Source organism: Flavobacterium sp. LMO6, assembly GCF_009495795.1.
Classification (GTDB): domain Bacteria; phylum Bacteroidota; class Bacteroidia; order Flavobacteriales; family Flavobacteriaceae; genus Flavobacterium.
On sequence record NZ_WIBH01000002.1, the window covers coordinates 168,551 to 185,357 of the forward strand.

The following is a 16,807-nucleotide window of genomic DNA, read 5'->3' on the forward strand; positions in this document are numbered from 1 at the left end:
AAGAATAGTTTTTTTTCTTGTGTTTGTGTTTTTTAGAGAGATTGAGAGTGGAATTCATTCTTTTTTGTTTGACCAAATTTATTTTTTTAAAAAACAATAGTTATTGTATTTACTTATGATTTAAGTTTATTTATAGATAGTTTAAAATAATATGTGTTAATTTTACTACATGAAAAAAAATAAGGCAGAATTACTTTTAGTAGAGGATGATATTTCTTTAGGACAAACAATTTCTGAATTATTAATTGTTAATGATTACAATGTAAAGTGGTGTCAAAACGGTTTAGAAGCTTTTCATTATTTAGAAAACAATTTACCAGATATAATTGTATGTGACTTAATGATGCCTATAATGTCTGGAGAAGAATTATTTTTAAAAATTAGAAATTTTAGAAAATTTGATCAAATTCCATTTTTAATTATTACTGCAGATGTTACTTTTGAGAGTAAGATTAAACAGCTCCAAAATGGAGTTAATGATTTTATTAATAAACCTTTCAAAATTCAAGAATTAGTTCTTAAAATTCAAAATTTTCTACAATATAAAGAAAACATAATCAAGCAGGTTCAGAATCCAGTTTCTAAAATTCAAGTAAAATCAAGAAAAAATGATTTTTTTGATAAAATTGATGATATTGTAATACGAAATATTAAAACAGATGTTACAATTGAAAAATTGGCAAGTGAAATTTTCGTGAGTAAATCTACAATAGATAAAAAAATTAGAAAATTTAAACAAGTTAATGTTTCTACTTATATCAGAGAAATAAGACTTAATTATGCCATTAAGTTAATTGAATCAGGAGAAGTTAATGTAGATACTTTAGCTATTGAATGTGGTTTTAATTCAACGTCTTACTTTTCTGTTTGCTTCAAAAATTACTCCGGACTTTCTCCTAAAAAGTACATAAATCAAAAAATACAAGGAAAGTAAACTGTTCTTTTGTTTTTATTTATCATTTCATGCAACCATTTTAAATTCATTCTCGTCTATATAATTAGAAGCAATAATTCAATAACAAGAGCAAGAGCAAAAATCAATTTCAATTAGTATAAAATTGAGTTTGATATTGAACTTGACATTGAACTTGAAAATGAAAGTAATTCACCTACATCAAGAAGAAAAACAACTGATTATGTTGGCTGTCGAAAACAATCGACAAGCACAACAGCAGATTTATGCCAAGTTTTCTTCTAAAATGTTAAGTGTTTGTCGTCAATATATAAAGGACATTCACCACGCAGAAGATGTTATGATTACCGGATTTATGAAAGTATTTACTAATCTAAAAAATTTTGAACACAAAGGGAGTTTTGAAGGTTGGATTCGAAGAATTATGGTATATGAATGTATCGATTTTCTTCGAGTGAAAAAGAATAATTTCAATCACCAAGATATTGAAGAGGTTACGATGAGTGAAAACGAATCGGTGTATGAAATGGAAGATTTTACGGTAGACGACATTCAAAACATGATTGACAATTTACCCGATGGTTATAAAATGGTGTTTAATTTATATGCAATAGAAGGATACAAACACCAGGAAATTGCTGAAATGCTCAAAATAAGTGAGGGAACATCAAAATCGCAATTATCACACGCTCGAAAGTTATTACAGCAGCAAATAACAGAATTAAAAAAGAAACTCAATGGCACAACATAAAATAGATAATCAAATAAGAGAAAAGCTGAATGCTAGAGAAATTCAGCCTTCTGCTCAAGCTTGGGATAGATTAGATGCTATGCTTACAGTTTCAGAAGAAAAAAAGCCAAAAAAAGGTTACGGATGGTTTTTTGTAGCCGCTTCTATGATACTTTTTATCGGATTGGGATTTTTCCTTTTCAATTCAAACGAAACAATAGAAGTTAATAATTCAATTCCGGTTGTAACAACAATTAAAGAAGAAATAAATTCTACTGAAACCAATACAATTAATGAAATTTCTGTTGAAAAACAACAACCTATTTTAGTTCAGAATGAAGTAAATTATTCAAAAAAACAATCAAGATTTATAAATTCTGTTGAAACAAATGAATTAATTAAGGAGGAAAACATAATTCAAGAAAACCCATCACCCATAACTAATCAATCATCACCTATCACCTACAAATACGTTTCTCCTGAAGATTTATTAGCAGAAGTTCAAACAGGTGAAAAAGTGATTACTTCAGATAAAAAACCAAGTCCAAAAACTAAAATGAAAGTAGACGCTAATTCATTACTAACATCTGTTGAAAAAGAATTAGATGTAAATCACAGAGAAACTACTTTAGATAAATTAAACAGAAAGTTTAAAGATGCTAAGTCGGCAATAGCCAATAGAAATTACGAGTAAAAAATAACATTAATTAATTTAAATTTTAAAATCATGCAAAAAATTATTTTGTATACCATTCTTATTGCCTTTACTTTTTTAAGTAAAGTTACAGCACAAACTAAAAAGAAAGAGCTAACTTTTGAAAAAAAGCTAGAGATGATTTCAACTAAAATGGATTTTCTCCTTTTTAAAGAAAAAACCGAGCTAAAACACAAAATTGATTCATTGGAAAGTGCTAATGTTCAGAACGAAATGTCATCGGAACAATTAAAGCAGTTAAAATTAGATTTTGCTGAAAAATCGGCTAATAGAATTGAAATTGGTATGGAAAAATACAAAAAAGAAATGGACGATTTAGTGCAATCTAAGTTAGATAGTGAAAACAAAGGAATGTCATATAAAATTGATACTATTAATGGTAAAAGAGTTTATGTGTATTATAAATATGGCGAAGGTGGTCATACAATAACCTTAGGAGGTAGCTCAAATGATTCTATTGGTTCTCAAACAGAATATAATGTAACTTCTTTTAAAATTTATAAAGGGGAACAAGATAAAATCGAACGTAAATCAAAAAGAACCACTTCTCAATTTGTTTTTGCTTTCGGATTAAATAACGTAATTACAGAAGGTGAAAATTTGAATGACTCAGATTTTCGAGTTTGGGGTTCTCATTTTTATGAATGGGGATTAACCTATAATTCAAGAATTTTTAAAAACAATAATTTATTACATGCCAAATACGGTCTTTCTGTAATGTATAACAATCTTCGTCCAACTGACAACCGCTATTTCGTTAAAAATGGTGACCAAACCGATTTAGTAACTTCTAGTGTAAATTTAGATGACTCTCGTTTTAGAAATGTTTTTTTAGTAGCGCCAATTCATTTAGAATTTGACTTTACACCAAAAAAAATGTCTAAAGATGGAAGTAAAACGTATTTCAAAACTCACGAGTCAGTTCGTTTAGGAATTGGTGGTTATGCAGGTGTTAGAGTAAAATCGAAACAAATTTTAAAATATGAAGAAGACGGTATAAAAGTAAAGGATAAACAAAAAGGCGATTTTAATGTTTCTGACTTTACATATGGGTTAAGTGCTTATTTAGGTTATGGGCAAACTAGTTTATATGTTAAATATGACTTAAATCCTATGTTTAAGAACAATAATATAGATCAAAACAACGTTTCATTAGGATTACGCTTTGATTTTAATTAAAATTATGGGTTAGTTTGAGTTCTCTGTTTAAAAAAGCACTTCAGCCATATGAAGTGCTTTTTTTGTTTTCCTGTATTTTTTTATGGATTAACTTTGTAACTTTGAATTCGATTTTTCAACATCCGAAAATCTTAAAATCCGAAAATCTAGTTTGATATCAAAAGACACCATAGAAAAAGTTTTTGAAACCGCCCGTGTTGAGGAGGTTATTGGCGATTTTGTACAACTCAAACGTGCCGGAAGTAATTTGAAAGGATTGAGTCCATTCGTGAACGAGAAATCGCCTTCTTTTATGGTGTCTCCTGTAAAGCAAATTTGGAAAGATTTTTCTTCTGGAAAAGGAGGGAATGCCGTCACTTTTTTAATGGAACACGAACATTTTACGTATCCAGAAGCTATTAAATATTTAGCCGTAAAATACAATATCGAAATTGAAGAAACGGTTCAAACCGATGAAGATGTAGCACAAGCGAATGAAAAGGAAAGTATGTATTTGGTTTCCGAATTCGCTCAGAAATATTTCCATCATACTTTATTAGAAACCGAAGAAGGAAAAGCTATCGGATTATCGTATTTTAAAGAACGTGGGTTTACTTCCGATACGATTAAGAAATTCGGTTTAGGATATTCGCCAGAAACTTGGGATGCTTTTACTAAAGAAGCACTCGGAAAAGGTTATAATTTAGAATATTTAGACAAAACCGGACTTTCCATTGTTAAGGAAGACAAACAGTTTGACCGATTTAAAGGACGTGTAATGTTCCCAATTCATAGCATGAGTGGTCGTGTTTTAGGTTTTGGAGGTCGTATTCTTACTAATGATAAAAAAGCAGCAAAATATCTAAATTCTCCAGAGAGTGATATCTATCATAAGAGTAAAGTTTTATACGGAATTTTTCATGCCAAACAAGCTATTGCTAAATTAAACAACTGTTTTTTGGTAGAAGGCTATACCGATGTAATTCAAATGAATCAATCGGGAATTGAAAACGTTGTTGCTTCTTCAGGAACAGCTTTAACGCCTGATCAGATTCGCTTAATTAATAGATTAACACCTAATATTACGGTGCTTTTTGATGGTGATGCTGCCGGACTTCGAGCTTCAATTCGAGGGATTGATTTAATTTTGGAAGCCGGAATGAACGTAAAAGTATGTACGTTTCCAGATGGCGATGACCCAGATAGTTTTGCTAGAAAAACTTCATATGAAGATTTATTATTGTATTTTGAAGAAAATGCTAAAGATTTCATTCAGTTTAAGGCGTCTTTATTGATGCTAGAAGCTAAGAATGATCCAATTAAAAAAGCAGATTTGATTCGTGATATGGTAGTAAGTATCTCAAAAATTCCAGACCGAATTAAACGTGAAGTATATATCAAGGAATGTTCTAGAATTATGGATATTTCTGAAGATGTACTTTTTAATACCTTAGCACAATTAGTCAAAAAAGATTTATCTGAAGCAAATAAACAATATAAAGAGGAACAAAAAGCTTTTGAAGTAGTAAAAAACGATATTTCGCAGCCTGCTTCAAAAGTAGATATTCAGTATGAACTTGAACACAAAATAATTCAAATTTTGTTGTTGTATGGAAATAAAGAAGCAGAGTTTGAGGATACTATTTTGTCAGAAAATGAAGATAAAGAATTTGTTGAGGTAACAGAAAAAATCAAATACAAAGTTTATCAAAGGGTTTATTTAAGCTTGCAAGAAGATGAAGTAGAATTAGCTAATCCGGTTTTTAAAGCAATTTACAATCATTTAATTGCTTACTTTAATGAAAATGAAGTCTTTGAATTAGATAAATATTTAATGCATCTTCCTGAAGAATTAGCACAAGAAGTTACTACAGTTTTAATGGATGAAGAGCGCGAAGTTCTTCATAATTGGGAAGTGCAACAAATTTATGTTAAACAAAAAGAAGATACAATTAGCCAATATGTAACAGAAACAATTATAACGCTCCGTTGGTATTTGGTTAACAATATTATAGACGAACTAAAAAATAATTTATCTACAGAAGAAGAATTAGATAATAGAGAATCACTTGAAATGGTTATGGCGTATTTGGGGCTTACGCATATGTTTTCTAAAAGCTTAGGTAGGGTTTTATCAAGATACAATTAAATTATATCTAAGTCTTTTGCTTTTTTTAATAAATCCACTAAGTTAGTTACATTCAGTTTAGCTAATAATCGTAATTTGTACGTACTAATTGTTTTTTCATCTAAACCAAGAATTTGAGCTATTTCTTTATTTTTTTTACCATCATTTAGGTAGCGAAGCACTTCAATTTCTCTTGTTGATAATTTTTTAAACAATCGTTCCGATTTTTTTCCTTTACTAAGAATAGCAATACTTTTTTTAACAGCATCACTAAAAACAACATTTCCTTCAATTACTTTTGTAATAGTTGATTCTAATTCTTTTAAGGAACTATTTTTTGATACATAAGCCGAAACTCCTGTTTTAATAGCTGTTGGAGCATACATTTGCTCAGAAACTCTTGTAAAAAGGATGATTTTAGTTTCGGGATAGTCTTTTAATAAACTTTTAATATCTCTAACACTAGATAAACCATCTAATTCTACTTCAAGAATAAGTATTTGACAACGTTTATTGTCTAATATAGAAAGTAAAGCTTCTAAATTCTTAGCAGCTCCTATAACTTCCATATTTTCATTACCCTGAAAATACGATTGCAATCCTTCGATTACAACCGGAAAACTATCTGCGATACATATTTTAATCATAACTTAGAAATTAAATTTTTTACATATACTCTCAAAGTTACTAAAAAATGTAATTACTTGTTAAAATTTATCGTAATTATTTAATGTTTTTTGGAATTACACAAACAGGTATTGGATTCATTTTGTGTTGGTTAATTGTATTTAATCTTTTATAAATAGAAAAAACATGAGCTTCTCTATCTGTAAAATCTTCTATTGTTTTTCCTTGTTCTAATTGAAGCATTGCCCATTCTAGTTCGTCGTAATTTGCACCAATTTGATCTTCATCGCTTCTGTCATCACCAAATAATCCATCGGTTGGTTTTGCTTTTAAAATACTTTCTGGCACTTGTAAATAGGCAGCTAATAATCGAACTTCACTTTTCACTAAATCAGCAATCGGACTTATATCAACTCCGCCATCTCCATATTTTGTAAAAAATCCTACGCCAAAATCTTCTACTTTATTACCAGTTCCGGCTACTAAAAAACCATGTAATCCAGCAAAATAATATAAAGTAGTCATTCGTAACCTAGCACGCGTATTCGCTAATGAAAGATTTAAAGTAGCTTCATTTTCAGAAGAAGGTACTTGAGATTTAAAGGATTCAAAAATCGGAGTTAAATCGGCTCTTTCATTAAAAACATTTGAAAAACGTTTTTTTAATTGATCAATGTGCTCGTTTGCTCTATTTACATGACTTTCAGCTTGATGTATTGGCATTTCTACGCATAAAGTTGGTAATCCGGTTTGTGCGCAAAGCGAAGAAGTTAAAGCACTGTCAATTCCGCCAGAGATTCCCACAACAAAACCCTTTACTTTTGCGTTAGTAGCATAATCGAGTAACCATTTTACAATATGTTGATTGATTTTTTCTGCTTGAAAGGTGTTGGAATTTGTCATTTTTTTATGAAAATTTATTAGTCGATAACTGTATATTTGCAAACCAAATTAGTTTTGATAAAAATATAAAAAATACGCTATATGAAGCAATTATTATTTGTCCTTGTTGCTATTACTTTCTTTTCTTGTAAAGAAGATGGTAAAGTGGAAGAAGCGGTAGCTAAAATACCAATTGAGTTTAAAGTAGAACGATTTGATAGAATTTTTTGGACATCTAAACCAGAAGATTTGCAAAAAGTTAAAGAACAATATCCGTATTTTTTTCCATCGCATATTTCAGATTCAACACTAATAAATAAATTAAATGATCCTTTGCTAAAAGAACTTTATAATGAAGTACAACTGCAATATCCTAATTTAGGAAAGATAGAACCTGATTTAGAAAAGCTTTTTGCACATGTGCAGTATTATTTTCCAAAGAATAAAACACCAAGAGTAATTACTTTAATTAATGAAGTAGATACAGAAGGTAGAGTTTTTTATACAGATACTTTAGCGCTTATTTCACTAGATTGCTATTTGGGAAAAGATCATCGTTTTTATGTAGATTTTCCAGAATTTAAAAAGCCCGAAATGGAACAAAATCAAATTTTACCTAATTTAGTAACAAGTTTTTGTTATGGTAAAATTGCGCCTCCAGCAGATAGAACTTTGCTTTCTGCCATGATTTATTACGGAAAAGAATTATATGTAAAAGATAAATTAATTCCTGAATATTCAGATGCAGTTAAGATAGGCTACACTGAAACACAATTGCAGTTTTGTCAAGCAAACGAATATTATATGTGGAGTAATTTAGTTGAAAATAAACTTTTGTACGATTCTAATCCTAAAAACGAATTACGATTTATTAAACCAGCACCTTTTACAAAATTCTATTTAGAAATAGATAATCAAACTCCAGGAAAAGTGGGGCAATGGTTAGGTTGGCAAATCGTAAGAAGTTATATGGAAAACAACGAAGATGTAACTTTAGACCAATTATTAGGAATGGATTCTAAATCTATTTTCGAAAATTCAAAATACAAACCAAAAAAGCCTTAAAAATGAAAAAATCAGATATAAAAATTACCGTTGGGTTAGATGAAAATAATGTTCCTGATACATTATTATGGACAGCACAAGATGGCGGAATCGAGCAAGAAGAAGCTAAAGCTTTATTGTTGTCAGTTTGGGATAGTAAAGCTAAAGAAACCCTTCGTATTGATTTATGGACAAAAGATATGCCAGTTGACGAAATGAAACAATTCTTTCATCAGACTTTAGTAGCTATGGCAGATACTTTTCAACGCGCTACTGCCGATGAAAAAATGTCCGATACCATGCGTGATTTCTGTGATTACTTCGCTGAAAAAATGGAATTAAAAGCGTAAAAAATGCCGCTAATTGTTTTAGCGGCATTTTTTTTATCTAGATTGTTATATTTATTGAAAGTTAGATAAAACTATCATTCTTAAAAATATCTTCGTTTATTTGATTGATGTATTCTAAAATTCCTTCTCTACCAATAGCTTCCAAAGACGAAGTAACAAAATAAGGTGGCATTTCTGCCCAATCACCAGCTAATAATTGTTTCTTGTAAGCTTCCACATGATTGTTTACTTTGTTTTTTCCTAGCTTATCTGATTTGGTAAAAATAATCGCAAACGGAATTTCACTTTCTCCTAAATATTCCATGAATTCTAAATCAATTTTTTGAGCTTCTAATCGAATGTCAATTAAAACAAAAGCACAAACTAATTGTTCTCTTTGCTCAAAATAATCCATAATAAATTGTTGAAAAACAGCTTTCGTTTTCTTAGAAACCCTTGCGTAACCATAACCTGGTAAATCCACTAAAAACCAATTGTTGTTAATTTTAAAGTGATTAATTAACTGAGTTTTTCCTGGTTTTGATGAGGTTTTTGCCAAATTTTTATGGTTCGTCAACATGTTAATCAACGATGATTTTCCTACATTTGATCGGCCAATAAATGCGTATTCAGGTAAACGTTCTTTTGGACATTTATCAACTTCTGAATTGCTAATTATAAATTCGGCGGTATTAATTTTCATAGGATATAAAATAAAATTCCCCAAAAAGGGGAACTATTATAAATTCTTCTTTTGTAACCAATCAAACAAAACTTGATTAAATGCTTCCGGATGCTCCATCATGGCAGCATGGCCACATTTTTCTATCCAAAAAAGTTCTGAGTTTGGCAATAATTTATCAAATTCTTCTGCAACATTAGGTGGTGTTACTTTATCATTTCTACCCCAAATAATACATGTTGGAGTTGTCATTTTAGGTAAATCTTTCGCCATGTTATGACGAATAGCGCTCTTTGCAATGGTTAAGGTTTTAATCAATTTGATTCTATCATTAACTGTAGCAAAAACTTCGTCAACTATTTCTTTGGTTGCTATTTCAGGATTATAAAAAACATCTTCAGCTTTCTTTTTAATGTATTCATAATCACCACGTTTTGGGTAACTTTCACCCATTCCACTTTCATACAAGCCTGAACTTCCTGTGATTACTAATGCTTTTACAAGTTCTGGATACATTTTTGTAAAATATAGTCCAATGTGTCCGCCTAAAGAATTTCCCACAAGAATTACTTGATCAAATCCTTTATGAACAACAAAGTCTTTAACAAATTTAGAAAATGCTTTAACGTTTGTCTTTAAAATGTTTTGCGTGTAAATAGGTAATTCAGGAATTACCACTTTGTATCCTTTAGGAGGAAAAAAATTAGCCACACCATCAAAGTTGCTTAGTCCTCCCATTAAACCATGAAGAATGATTATTGGAGTTCCTTCGCCAGCTTCAAAATAGGTGTATTTCTTTTCTTTTTTTAACATAAATTCCACTTAAAGTATTAGTTCTAATGATTGACAAATATACTATTTTATTGAAGAATCTAAAGAAAAAATTAATAGAGAAAATTTTAATCATTTACGCCTTGTAAAATGTTAGTTATCAACAATTTTAGACTTTTTAATTGAAATTGATGCTCTATTTTAATGTTTGAATTTTTGATATAAATTCTTCTTAATTCTTGATTTTGCAAATATTCTTTTGTTAAAAGTGGTAAAGCATTTTTTCAAATCCAAAAACTTATTAACAAAGTGGTAGTATGTGGTAAAAAGTGGTAAAATTTTTCTAAATTTGTACTTATTCTAATTGAAATAAAAAATTGAAAACACTAATCGGAACATACGAATGTAAAGTAGATGCCAAAGGAAGGCTGATGCTCCCTACGTCGCTAAAGAAACAATTGGGTTCTTTAGAGGAAGGTTTCGTGTTGAAACGTTCGGTTTTCCAGCCTTGTTTGGAATTATTCCCAATGAGTGAGTGGAATAAAATGATGTTGAAAATCAATAAGCTAAATCGTTTTGTTAAAAAGAACAACGATTTTATTAGAAGATTTACAGCAGGAGTTAAAATGGTAGAGATTGATGCAACAGGACGACTTTTAATTCCTAAAGATTTAGTAATTTTTGCTCAAATTGATAAAGATATTGTGTTGAATTCAGCTATCAATATTATCGAAATTTGGGATAAAGATAAATACGAAAACGCGATTGAAAATGCTACAGATGATTTCGCAGATTTGGCAGAAGAAGTAATGGGTAATTTAAATGATGACGAAGATGGAATATCATAATCCGGTATTGTTAAAAGAAACAGTTGATGGATTGAATATTCGTCCTGATGGAGTATATGTGGATGTTACTTTTGGTGGCGGCGGTCACTCGAGAGAAATAATGAGTCGTTTAGGTGAAAACGGAAAGTTGTTTGCGTTTGATCAAGATTTGGATGCATTAAAAAATGCAATTGATGACGAGCGATTTGTTTTAATTAATGAAAATTTTAGATTCATAAAAAGATTTTTACGATTCCACGGAATTAAACAAGTTGATGGAATTTTAGCAGATTTAGGTGTGTCTTCTCATCAATTTGATGTTGCTGAACGTGGTTTTTCAACACGTTTTGATGCGGAATTAGATATGCGAATGAACCAAAAAGGCGATATAAGTGCTTATCATGTTGTAAATGAATATGATGAGCAAGAAATTTCTCGAGTTTTGTTTAATTATGGTGAACTTAAGAATGCAAGAGCAATGGCAAATGTTATTGTTACAGCTCGAAAAGATAAAGAAATTAGAAATTCAGATCAATTAAAGCAAGTTTTAGCTAAGTTTTTGCCTGGTCATAAGGCAAATAAAATTTTAGCACAAATATATCAGGCAATTCGAATTGAAGTAAATCAAGAGATGGAAGTTTTAAAAGAATTTTTAGAACAATCTTTAGAAATTTTAAAACCTGGCGGAAGATTGAGTGTTATTTCTTATCACTCCTTAGAAGATAGATTAGTAAAACGTTTTGTAAAAAATGGAATGTTTGAAGGGGAGCCAGAAAGAGATTTTTTTGGAAATTTTGAAGTTCCTTTTAAAACGATTGAAAAATTAATTGTGCCATCTGAAGAAGAAATTGCAATTAATAATAGAGCACGAAGCGCAAAATTAAGAGTAGCAGAAAAAATTTAATATAAATGAAAAACGGAGTTTACAGTTTGTTAAAAGCCAAATTTCTTATTAGTGATGACGCTCTTAAGAACTGGAAATTCATTGTTTTTTTAGTGATTTTAGGAATGATAATGATTGCTAATAATCATCAATACGATGCTAAGAATTATAAAATTACGGAATTAAATAATCAAGTAAAAGAATTAAGATCTGAATTTGTTGATAAACGTTCTGAGTTAATGAAACTTAAAATGGAATCAACAGTGGCTAAAAAAATGGAAACGCGACACATTATTCCGTCAGAAGTTCCGCCAACCAAAATTGTAGTAAAGCGTTCAGAAAATAAAAAAACCTTTTGGGACAAATTTAAAATATGGCAATAGAAGATAAAAAAATATCGAATCGCATGTATTTTGTAGCTGTTATGTTTTTCATAATGGCTGTGTTTGTTTTAATTAAATTGAATAATATTCAATGGGTTGATGGTAAATATTATCGTCAATTAGCAAAGGAAAGAACGGTTAAGAATTTTACAATTCCTGCCAATAAAGGAAATGTATATGCTGCAGATGGAAGTTTATTAGCTACTTCAATTCCAGAATACACAATTTATTTTGATGCGGTTGCTCCTTCAGATGAGCATTTTAAAGAAAATATAAAAGGTTTGTCAGATTCGTTAGCTGTTATGTTAGGTAAAAATGCTGGTTTTTATCAGGCTAAGCTTCAAAAGGCACGAGCAAATAAAAGTCGTTATGTGTTCATTGCAAAAAAAATGAGCTATACTGAGCAAATGCGATTAAAATCATTTCCTCTTTTTAATAAAGGAGCGAATAAAGGTGGTTTAATTATTGAACAAAAAATAGTTAGAGAACATCCAATTGGTTTAGTGGCAAAAAGAACTATAGGTTATGAGCGATCAGATGAAGATGGTAAAGGATTGGAATTTGCTTTTCGTAATTACTTAAATGGTAAAAATGGCCACAGAATGATGCAAAAAATCGCAAAAAATCAGTGGAAACCAATTAGCGATCTTAACGAAAAAGAACCACAAGATGGTTATGATATTATTTCTACTATCGATGTCTATATTCAAGATATTGCACATCATGCTTTGTTAAAACAACTTGAGTTTTATAGTGCAGATCATGGTTGCGTGGTTGTAATGGAAACAAAAACAGGAAACATTAAAGCAATTTCTAATTTAGGAAGAGCCGAGGATGGTTCATACTATGAAACACAAAATTATGCCATTACTGAATCGCATGAGCCTGGATCAACATTCAAATTAATGGATTTAATTGCTGTTTTGGATGATAAAAAAGCAGATACAAGTACCGTTTACGATTCAAAAGGTGGAGAGATTGAATATTATAAAAGACGTGTAAGAGATTCTCATAAAGGTGGTTATGGAAAAATAACTTTAGCAAAAGGTTTTGAAGTTTCTTCTAACACAGTTTTAGTACAATCGGTATATGAAAGTTATAAAGACAATCCAAAACAGTTTGTAGATAGAATCAACAGCTACGGATTAAATAAACCATTAGGTTTGCCAATTACAGGGGAAGGGAAACCTTTTATTCCACAGCCTGGAACTTCTGGCTGGTCTGGAGTAGCTTTGCCTTGGATGGCCTTTGGGTACGGAGTATCGGTAACGCCCTTGCAGACGTTAACCTTGTATAATGCTGTTGCCAATAATGGTGTAATGGTAAAACCAATTTTTGTAAGCGAAATAAAGGAATGGAATAAAACCATTAAAAAATACAATACCGAAATTATTAATCCTAAAATCTGCTCTGATGAAACTTTGCGAAAAGTTCATAAGGTTTTAGAAAATGTCGTTAAAAGAGGAACGGGTTCAAAATTGTACTCAAAAGATTTTTCTATGGCAGGAAAAACAGGAACAGCTCAAGTTAATTATAAAGACAAATCAAAATTATATTATGCATCATCATTTGTAGGATATTTTCCAGCAGATCAACCAAAATATTCTTGCATCGTTGTAGTTCATAAACCAAATGTTGCCGCCGGATATTACGGAGCTGATGTAGCGGGTCCCGTTTTTAAAAGAATAGCGCAAAAAATATTTACCGATTCACCTTCAACTAATCATGTTAAAAATATTAATGCTAAAGTTGCTTCTCAAGAAGAAAACTATTCAAAATATTATAAAGCAGTTGAAAACGAAAGCAATCTAATACCTAACGTTAAAGGAATGGACGGAATGGATGCCGTGGCTTTGCTAGAAAATTTAGGTTTAAAGGTTAAAGTAATTGGTATCGGAAGAGTAAAAACACAATCCTTAACATCAGGACAAGCTTTTAATAAAAATCAAATTATTACACTAGAATTATCGTGAAGATTTTAAAAGACATACTATATAAAGTGGCAATTGAAGCAGTTCATGGAACTACAGATATTGCTATCTCTAAAATTGAATTTGATTCTAGAAAAATTGAATTGAATGATGTTTTTGTGGCAATTAAAGGAACACTTTCAAATGGTCATGATTACATAGAAAAAGCACTAAGTTTAGGTGCTATTGCAATAATTTGCGAAGAGCTTCCAAGTAATATTGTAAATGGAGTAACGTATATAAAGGTAAAAGATACTAATGAAGCATTAGCGTTTTTATCGGCTAATTATTTTGATAATCCTTCGCATAACATCAAATTAGTTGGTGTAACAGGAACAAACGGAAAAACAACAATTGCTTCATTGTTATACCAATTGTTTAAAAAAGCGGGCTACAAAGTAGGATTGTTATCAACTGTAAAAATTATGGTGGATAATGATGATTATAAAGCGACACATACCACACCTGATTCATTAATGTTAAATTATTATTTAGACAAAATGATTGGTGCCGGATGCGAATTTTGCTTTATGGAAGTTAGCTCTCATGGAATTCATCAAAAAAGAACAGAAGCGCTTCAGTTTGTGGGAGGCGTTTTTACTAATTTATCTCATGATCATTTAGATTATCATAATACGTTTGCAGAATATAGAGATGTTAAGAAATCTTTTTTTGATAGCTTGGCAAAAGATGCGTTTGCAATAACAAATATCGATGACAAAAATGGAGCAATAATGCTTCAAAATACAAAAGCAAAAAAACTATCATATGCTTTAAAATCTTATGCAGATTATAAAGCTCAAATTTTAGAAAATCAACTATCAGGATTGTTATTAAAAATTAACGATAATGAAGTTTGGGTAAAATTAATTGGTTCGTTTAATGCTTATAATTTGTTAGCAATTTATGGCGTAGCAGTAGAATTAGGTATTGATAAAATGGAAGCACTGCGTTTACTTTCTGAATTAGAAAGTGTTTCAGGACGATTTCAATTTATTGTTTCCGATTTAAAAATTACCGCTATTGTAGACTATGCTCACACACCAGATGCTTTAGAAAATGTATTAAAAACTATAGAAGATATTCGTACTAAAAACGAACAGTTAATTACAGTTGTTGGTTGTGGTGGTGATAGAGATAAAACTAAAAGGCCTATAATGGCAAATATTGCTTCTTCATTGAGTGATAAAGCCATTTTTACATCCGATAATCCTAGAACTGAAAATCCTGAAACGATTATTGAAGAAATGGAAAAAGGGGTTGAACCTCAAAATTTTAAGAAAACAGTTTCCATATTAGATAGAAAACAAGCCATTAAAACCGCTTGTCAATTAGCAAATCCAAATGATATCATTTTAATAGCAGGAAAAGGTCATGAAACGTATCAAGAAATAAATGGAGTGCGACATGATTTTGATGATTTAAAAATTATAACCGAATTATTACAACAATTGAATAAATAATTGTTTCGAGTTACGAGTTTAAAGATAACCCGCAACTTGAAACCCGCAACTTGAAACCCGCAACCTGAAACTTTTTAACTATGTTATATTACATCTTTCAATACTTAGACAAAGCTTTTGATGTTCCTGGAGCAGGAGTGTTTCAATACATTACGTTTCGCTCAGCATTGGCTTTTATTATGTCGTTGTTAATTGCTACAATTTATGGTAAAAAAATAATTAACTTTTTAAGAAATCAACAAGTAGGTGAAACAGTTCGCGAACTTGGTTTGGAAGGACAAACTCAAAAAGCAGGTACTCCTACAATGGGTGGAATAATAATTATTTTGGCGACTCTTATTCCGGTTTTTTTGTTAGCAAAATTGAATAATATCTATGTTATATTATTAATTATAACAACGTTATGGATGGGAACAATTGGTTTTATTGACGATTATATTAAAATTTTCAAAAAGGACAAACAAGGATTAAAAGGAATTTTTAAAGTTATTGGTCAAGTTGGTTTAGGTGTAATTGTTGGTTCTGTTTTGTATTTCAGTCCAGAAGTTACAGTAAGAAAAGATACTTTAGGAGAAAGAGTTAAAATTGAAAACAATACTAATCCAACCAAATTAGAAGAAAAATCAACGGCAACTACCATTCCTTTTTTGAAAAATAATGAATTTGATTATGCCGAAGTTTTGTCTTTTATGGGCGATGATTATAAAAATTATGCTTGGCTAATTTTTATTCCAATGGTTATTTTAATTATTACTGCGGTGTCTAATGGTGCAAATTTAACAGATGGAATAGATGGTTTAGCTGCAGGAACATCAGCAATTTCGGTACTAACACTCGGGCTTTTTACCTTTGTTTCGGGGAATATTATTTTTTCAGATTATCTGAACATTATGTATATCCCAAACTCAGGAGAAATGACTATTTACGTGTCGGCATTTGTTGGTGCTTTAGTCGGATTTCTTTGGTATAATGCGTATCCAGCATCTGTTTTTATGGGCGATACAGGAAGTTTAACAATCGGAGGTATTATTGCAGTTATAGCAATTTCAATTCGTAAAGAACTATTAATTCCGGTATTGTGTGGCATTTTCTTAGCCGAAAATTTATCAGTAATGATTCAGGTTAGTTATTTTAAATATACCAAAAAGAAATATGGCGAAGGAAGACGTGTTTTTTTAATGTCGCCTTTGCATCACCATTATCAGAAAAAAGGATATCACGAAAGTAAAATTGTAACGCGCTTTTGGATTGTAGGAATTCTACTAGCTATTTTTTCACTCGTTTCTTTAAAATTAAGATAAA

17 protein-coding genes are annotated in these 16,807 nt (G+C 30.4%); 13 read left to right on the top strand and 4 right to left on the bottom strand.

Going from position 1 to position 16,807, the window contains the following annotated elements; translation table 11 throughout:
- Positions 1-169: 169 nt before the first annotated feature.
- The 5 genes from GFJ99_RS03295 (at position 170) to dnaG (ending at position 5,665) form a co-directional block, all read left to right on the top strand.
- Positions 170-934, top strand: a complete 765-nt coding sequence (locus GFJ99_RS03295; protein WP_008256330.1) for a response regulator — start codon at positions 170-172, stop codon at positions 932-934.
- Between the two features lie 160 nt (positions 935-1,094).
- The gene (locus GFJ99_RS03300) at positions 1,095-1,664 is read left to right on the top strand and encodes an RNA polymerase sigma factor (protein ID WP_008256336.1); all 570 of its coding nucleotides are present in this window, start codon (positions 1,095-1,097) and stop codon (positions 1,662-1,664) included.
- Positions 1,651-2,337, top strand: a complete 687-nt coding sequence (locus GFJ99_RS03305; protein WP_153207514.1) for a hypothetical protein — start codon at positions 1,651-1,653, stop codon at positions 2,335-2,337. Before GFJ99_RS03300 ends, GFJ99_RS03305 begins: the two co-directional genes overlap by 14 nt.
- 33 nt (positions 2,338-2,370) lie before the next feature.
- Positions 2,371-3,537 carry a hypothetical protein gene (locus tag GFJ99_RS03310; RefSeq protein ID WP_153207515.1) on the top strand — a complete coding sequence of 389 codons (1,167 nt, stop codon included), beginning with the start codon at positions 2,371-2,373 and terminating at the stop codon, positions 3,535-3,537.
- 151 nt (positions 3,538-3,688) lie between these two features.
- A complete protein-coding gene (gene dnaG, locus GFJ99_RS03315; protein WP_153207516.1) occupies positions 3,689-5,665 on the top strand; it encodes a DNA primase in 1,977 nt (658 codons plus the stop codon).
- Here the strand turns inward: dnaG and GFJ99_RS03320 are convergent.
- Both GFJ99_RS03320 and nadE read right to left on the bottom strand, forming a co-directional pair.
- On the bottom strand, positions 5,662-6,291 hold the full coding sequence (locus GFJ99_RS03320; protein ID WP_153207517.1) for a response regulator transcription factor: 630 nt from the start codon (positions 6,289-6,291) through the stop codon (positions 5,662-5,664). The two genes, dnaG and GFJ99_RS03320, sit on opposite strands and share 4 nt — an antisense overlap.
- A gap of 76 nt (positions 6,292-6,367) precedes the next feature.
- Positions 6,368-7,174 carry an NAD(+) synthase gene (gene nadE / locus GFJ99_RS03325; protein WP_153207518.1) on the bottom strand — a complete coding sequence of 269 codons (807 nt, stop codon included), beginning with the start codon at positions 7,172-7,174 and terminating at the stop codon, positions 6,368-6,370.
- Positions 7,175-7,255: 81 nt separating this feature from the next.
- Between nadE and gldB the strand changes: the two genes are divergently transcribed.
- Complete coding sequence (gene gldB / locus GFJ99_RS03330; protein WP_153207519.1) at positions 7,256-8,218, top strand: gliding motility lipoprotein GldB; 963 nt, start codon at positions 7,256-7,258, stop codon at positions 8,216-8,218.
- Between the two features lie 2 nt (positions 8,219-8,220).
- Positions 8,221-8,547 (top strand): gliding motility protein GldC, encoded by a 327-nt coding sequence (gene gldC, locus GFJ99_RS03335; protein WP_153207520.1) that lies wholly within the window; start codon positions 8,221-8,223, stop codon positions 8,545-8,547.
- A 61-nt stretch (positions 8,548-8,608) separates the two neighbouring features.
- Here gldC and yihA read toward each other — a convergent pair whose 3' ends face one another.
- Together yihA and GFJ99_RS03345 are read right to left on the bottom strand one after the other, a co-directional pair.
- Positions 8,609-9,229 carry a ribosome biogenesis GTP-binding protein YihA/YsxC gene (gene yihA, locus GFJ99_RS03340; protein ID WP_153207521.1) on the bottom strand — a complete coding sequence of 207 codons (621 nt, stop codon included), beginning with the start codon at positions 9,227-9,229 and terminating at the stop codon, positions 8,609-8,611.
- A gap of 36 nt (positions 9,230-9,265) precedes the next feature.
- The gene (locus GFJ99_RS03345) at positions 9,266-10,021 is read right to left on the bottom strand and encodes an alpha/beta fold hydrolase (protein ID WP_153207522.1); all 756 of its coding nucleotides are present in this window, start codon (positions 10,019-10,021) and stop codon (positions 9,266-9,268) included.
- 335 nt (positions 10,022-10,356) lie between these two features.
- On the opposite strand from GFJ99_RS03345, the gene mraZ reads away from it, so the two are divergent.
- The 6 genes from mraZ to mraY all read left to right on the top strand — a co-directional run bounded on the left by mraZ (position 10,357) and on the right by mraY (position 16,806).
- A complete protein-coding gene (gene mraZ, locus GFJ99_RS03350; RefSeq protein WP_153207523.1) occupies positions 10,357-10,827 on the top strand; it encodes a division/cell wall cluster transcriptional repressor MraZ in 471 nt (156 codons plus the stop codon).
- Positions 10,802-11,710 (top strand): 16S rRNA (cytosine(1402)-N(4))-methyltransferase RsmH, encoded by a 909-nt coding sequence (gene rsmH / locus GFJ99_RS03355; RefSeq protein ID WP_203228769.1) that lies wholly within the window; start codon positions 10,802-10,804, stop codon positions 11,708-11,710. The genes mraZ and rsmH overlap by 26 nt, the downstream gene beginning before the upstream one ends.
- Before the next feature lie 5 nt (positions 11,711-11,715).
- Positions 11,716-12,072, top strand: a complete 357-nt coding sequence (locus tag GFJ99_RS03360; protein WP_008256357.1) for an FtsL-like putative cell division protein — start codon at positions 11,716-11,718, stop codon at positions 12,070-12,072.
- Positions 12,063-14,045 carry a penicillin-binding protein gene (locus GFJ99_RS03365; RefSeq protein WP_153207525.1) on the top strand — a complete coding sequence of 661 codons (1,983 nt, stop codon included), beginning with the start codon at positions 12,063-12,065 and terminating at the stop codon, positions 14,043-14,045. Before GFJ99_RS03360 ends, GFJ99_RS03365 begins: the two co-directional genes overlap by 10 nt.
- Positions 14,042-15,505, top strand: a complete 1,464-nt coding sequence (locus tag GFJ99_RS03370) for a UDP-N-acetylmuramoyl-L-alanyl-D-glutamate--2,6-diaminopimelate ligase (RefSeq protein ID WP_162523908.1) — start codon at positions 14,042-14,044, stop codon at positions 15,503-15,505. Before GFJ99_RS03365 ends, GFJ99_RS03370 begins: the two co-directional genes overlap by 4 nt.
- 80 nt (positions 15,506-15,585) lie before the next feature.
- On the top strand, positions 15,586-16,806 hold the full coding sequence (gene mraY / locus GFJ99_RS03375; RefSeq protein ID WP_153207526.1) for a phospho-N-acetylmuramoyl-pentapeptide-transferase: 1,221 nt from the start codon (positions 15,586-15,588) through the stop codon (positions 16,804-16,806).
- The last annotated feature ends 1 nt before the right edge of the window (position 16,807 follow it).

What these genes read in the sequence shown, in the direction of transcription:
- gldC (WP_153207520.1), top strand. Translation starts at nt 8,221, where the DNA reads ATGAAAAAATCAGATATAAAAATTACCGTTGGGTTAGATGAAAATAAT.
- yihA (WP_153207521.1), bottom strand. Translation starts at nt 9,229, where the DNA reads ATGAAAATTAATACCGCCGAATTTATAATTAGCAATTCAGAAGTTGAT.
- GFJ99_RS03305 (WP_153207514.1), top strand. Translation starts at nt 1,651, where the DNA reads ATGGCACAACATAAAATAGATAATCAAATAAGAGAAAAGCTGAATGCT.
- GFJ99_RS03345 (WP_153207522.1), bottom strand. Translation starts at nt 10,021, where the DNA reads ATGTTAAAAAAAGAAAAGAAATACACCTATTTTGAAGCTGGCGAAGGA.
- rsmH (WP_203228769.1), top strand. Translation starts at nt 10,802, where the DNA reads ATGATGACGAAGATGGAATATCATAATCCGGTATTGTTAAAAGAAACA.
- gldB (WP_153207519.1), top strand. Translation starts at nt 7,256, where the DNA reads ATGAAGCAATTATTATTTGTCCTTGTTGCTATTACTTTCTTTTCTTGT.
- mraY (WP_153207526.1), top strand. Translation starts at nt 15,586, where the DNA reads ATGTTATATTACATCTTTCAATACTTAGACAAAGCTTTTGATGTTCCT.
- GFJ99_RS03295 (WP_008256330.1), top strand. Translation starts at nt 170, where the DNA reads ATGAAAAAAAATAAGGCAGAATTACTTTTAGTAGAGGATGATATTTCT.
- GFJ99_RS03320 (WP_153207517.1), bottom strand. Translation starts at nt 6,291, where the DNA reads ATGATTAAAATATGTATCGCAGATAGTTTTCCGGTTGTAATCGAAGGA.
- GFJ99_RS03360 (WP_008256357.1), top strand. Translation starts at nt 11,716, where the DNA reads ATGAAAAACGGAGTTTACAGTTTGTTAAAAGCCAAATTTCTTATTAGT.
- nadE (WP_153207518.1), bottom strand. Translation starts at nt 7,174, where the DNA reads ATGACAAATTCCAACACCTTTCAAGCAGAAAAAATCAATCAACATATT.
- GFJ99_RS03310 (WP_153207515.1), top strand. Translation starts at nt 2,371, where the DNA reads ATGCAAAAAATTATTTTGTATACCATTCTTATTGCCTTTACTTTTTTA.
- GFJ99_RS03300 (WP_008256336.1), top strand. Translation starts at nt 1,095, where the DNA reads ATGAAAGTAATTCACCTACATCAAGAAGAAAAACAACTGATTATGTTG.
- GFJ99_RS03365 (WP_153207525.1), top strand. Translation starts at nt 12,063, where the DNA reads ATGGCAATAGAAGATAAAAAAATATCGAATCGCATGTATTTTGTAGCT.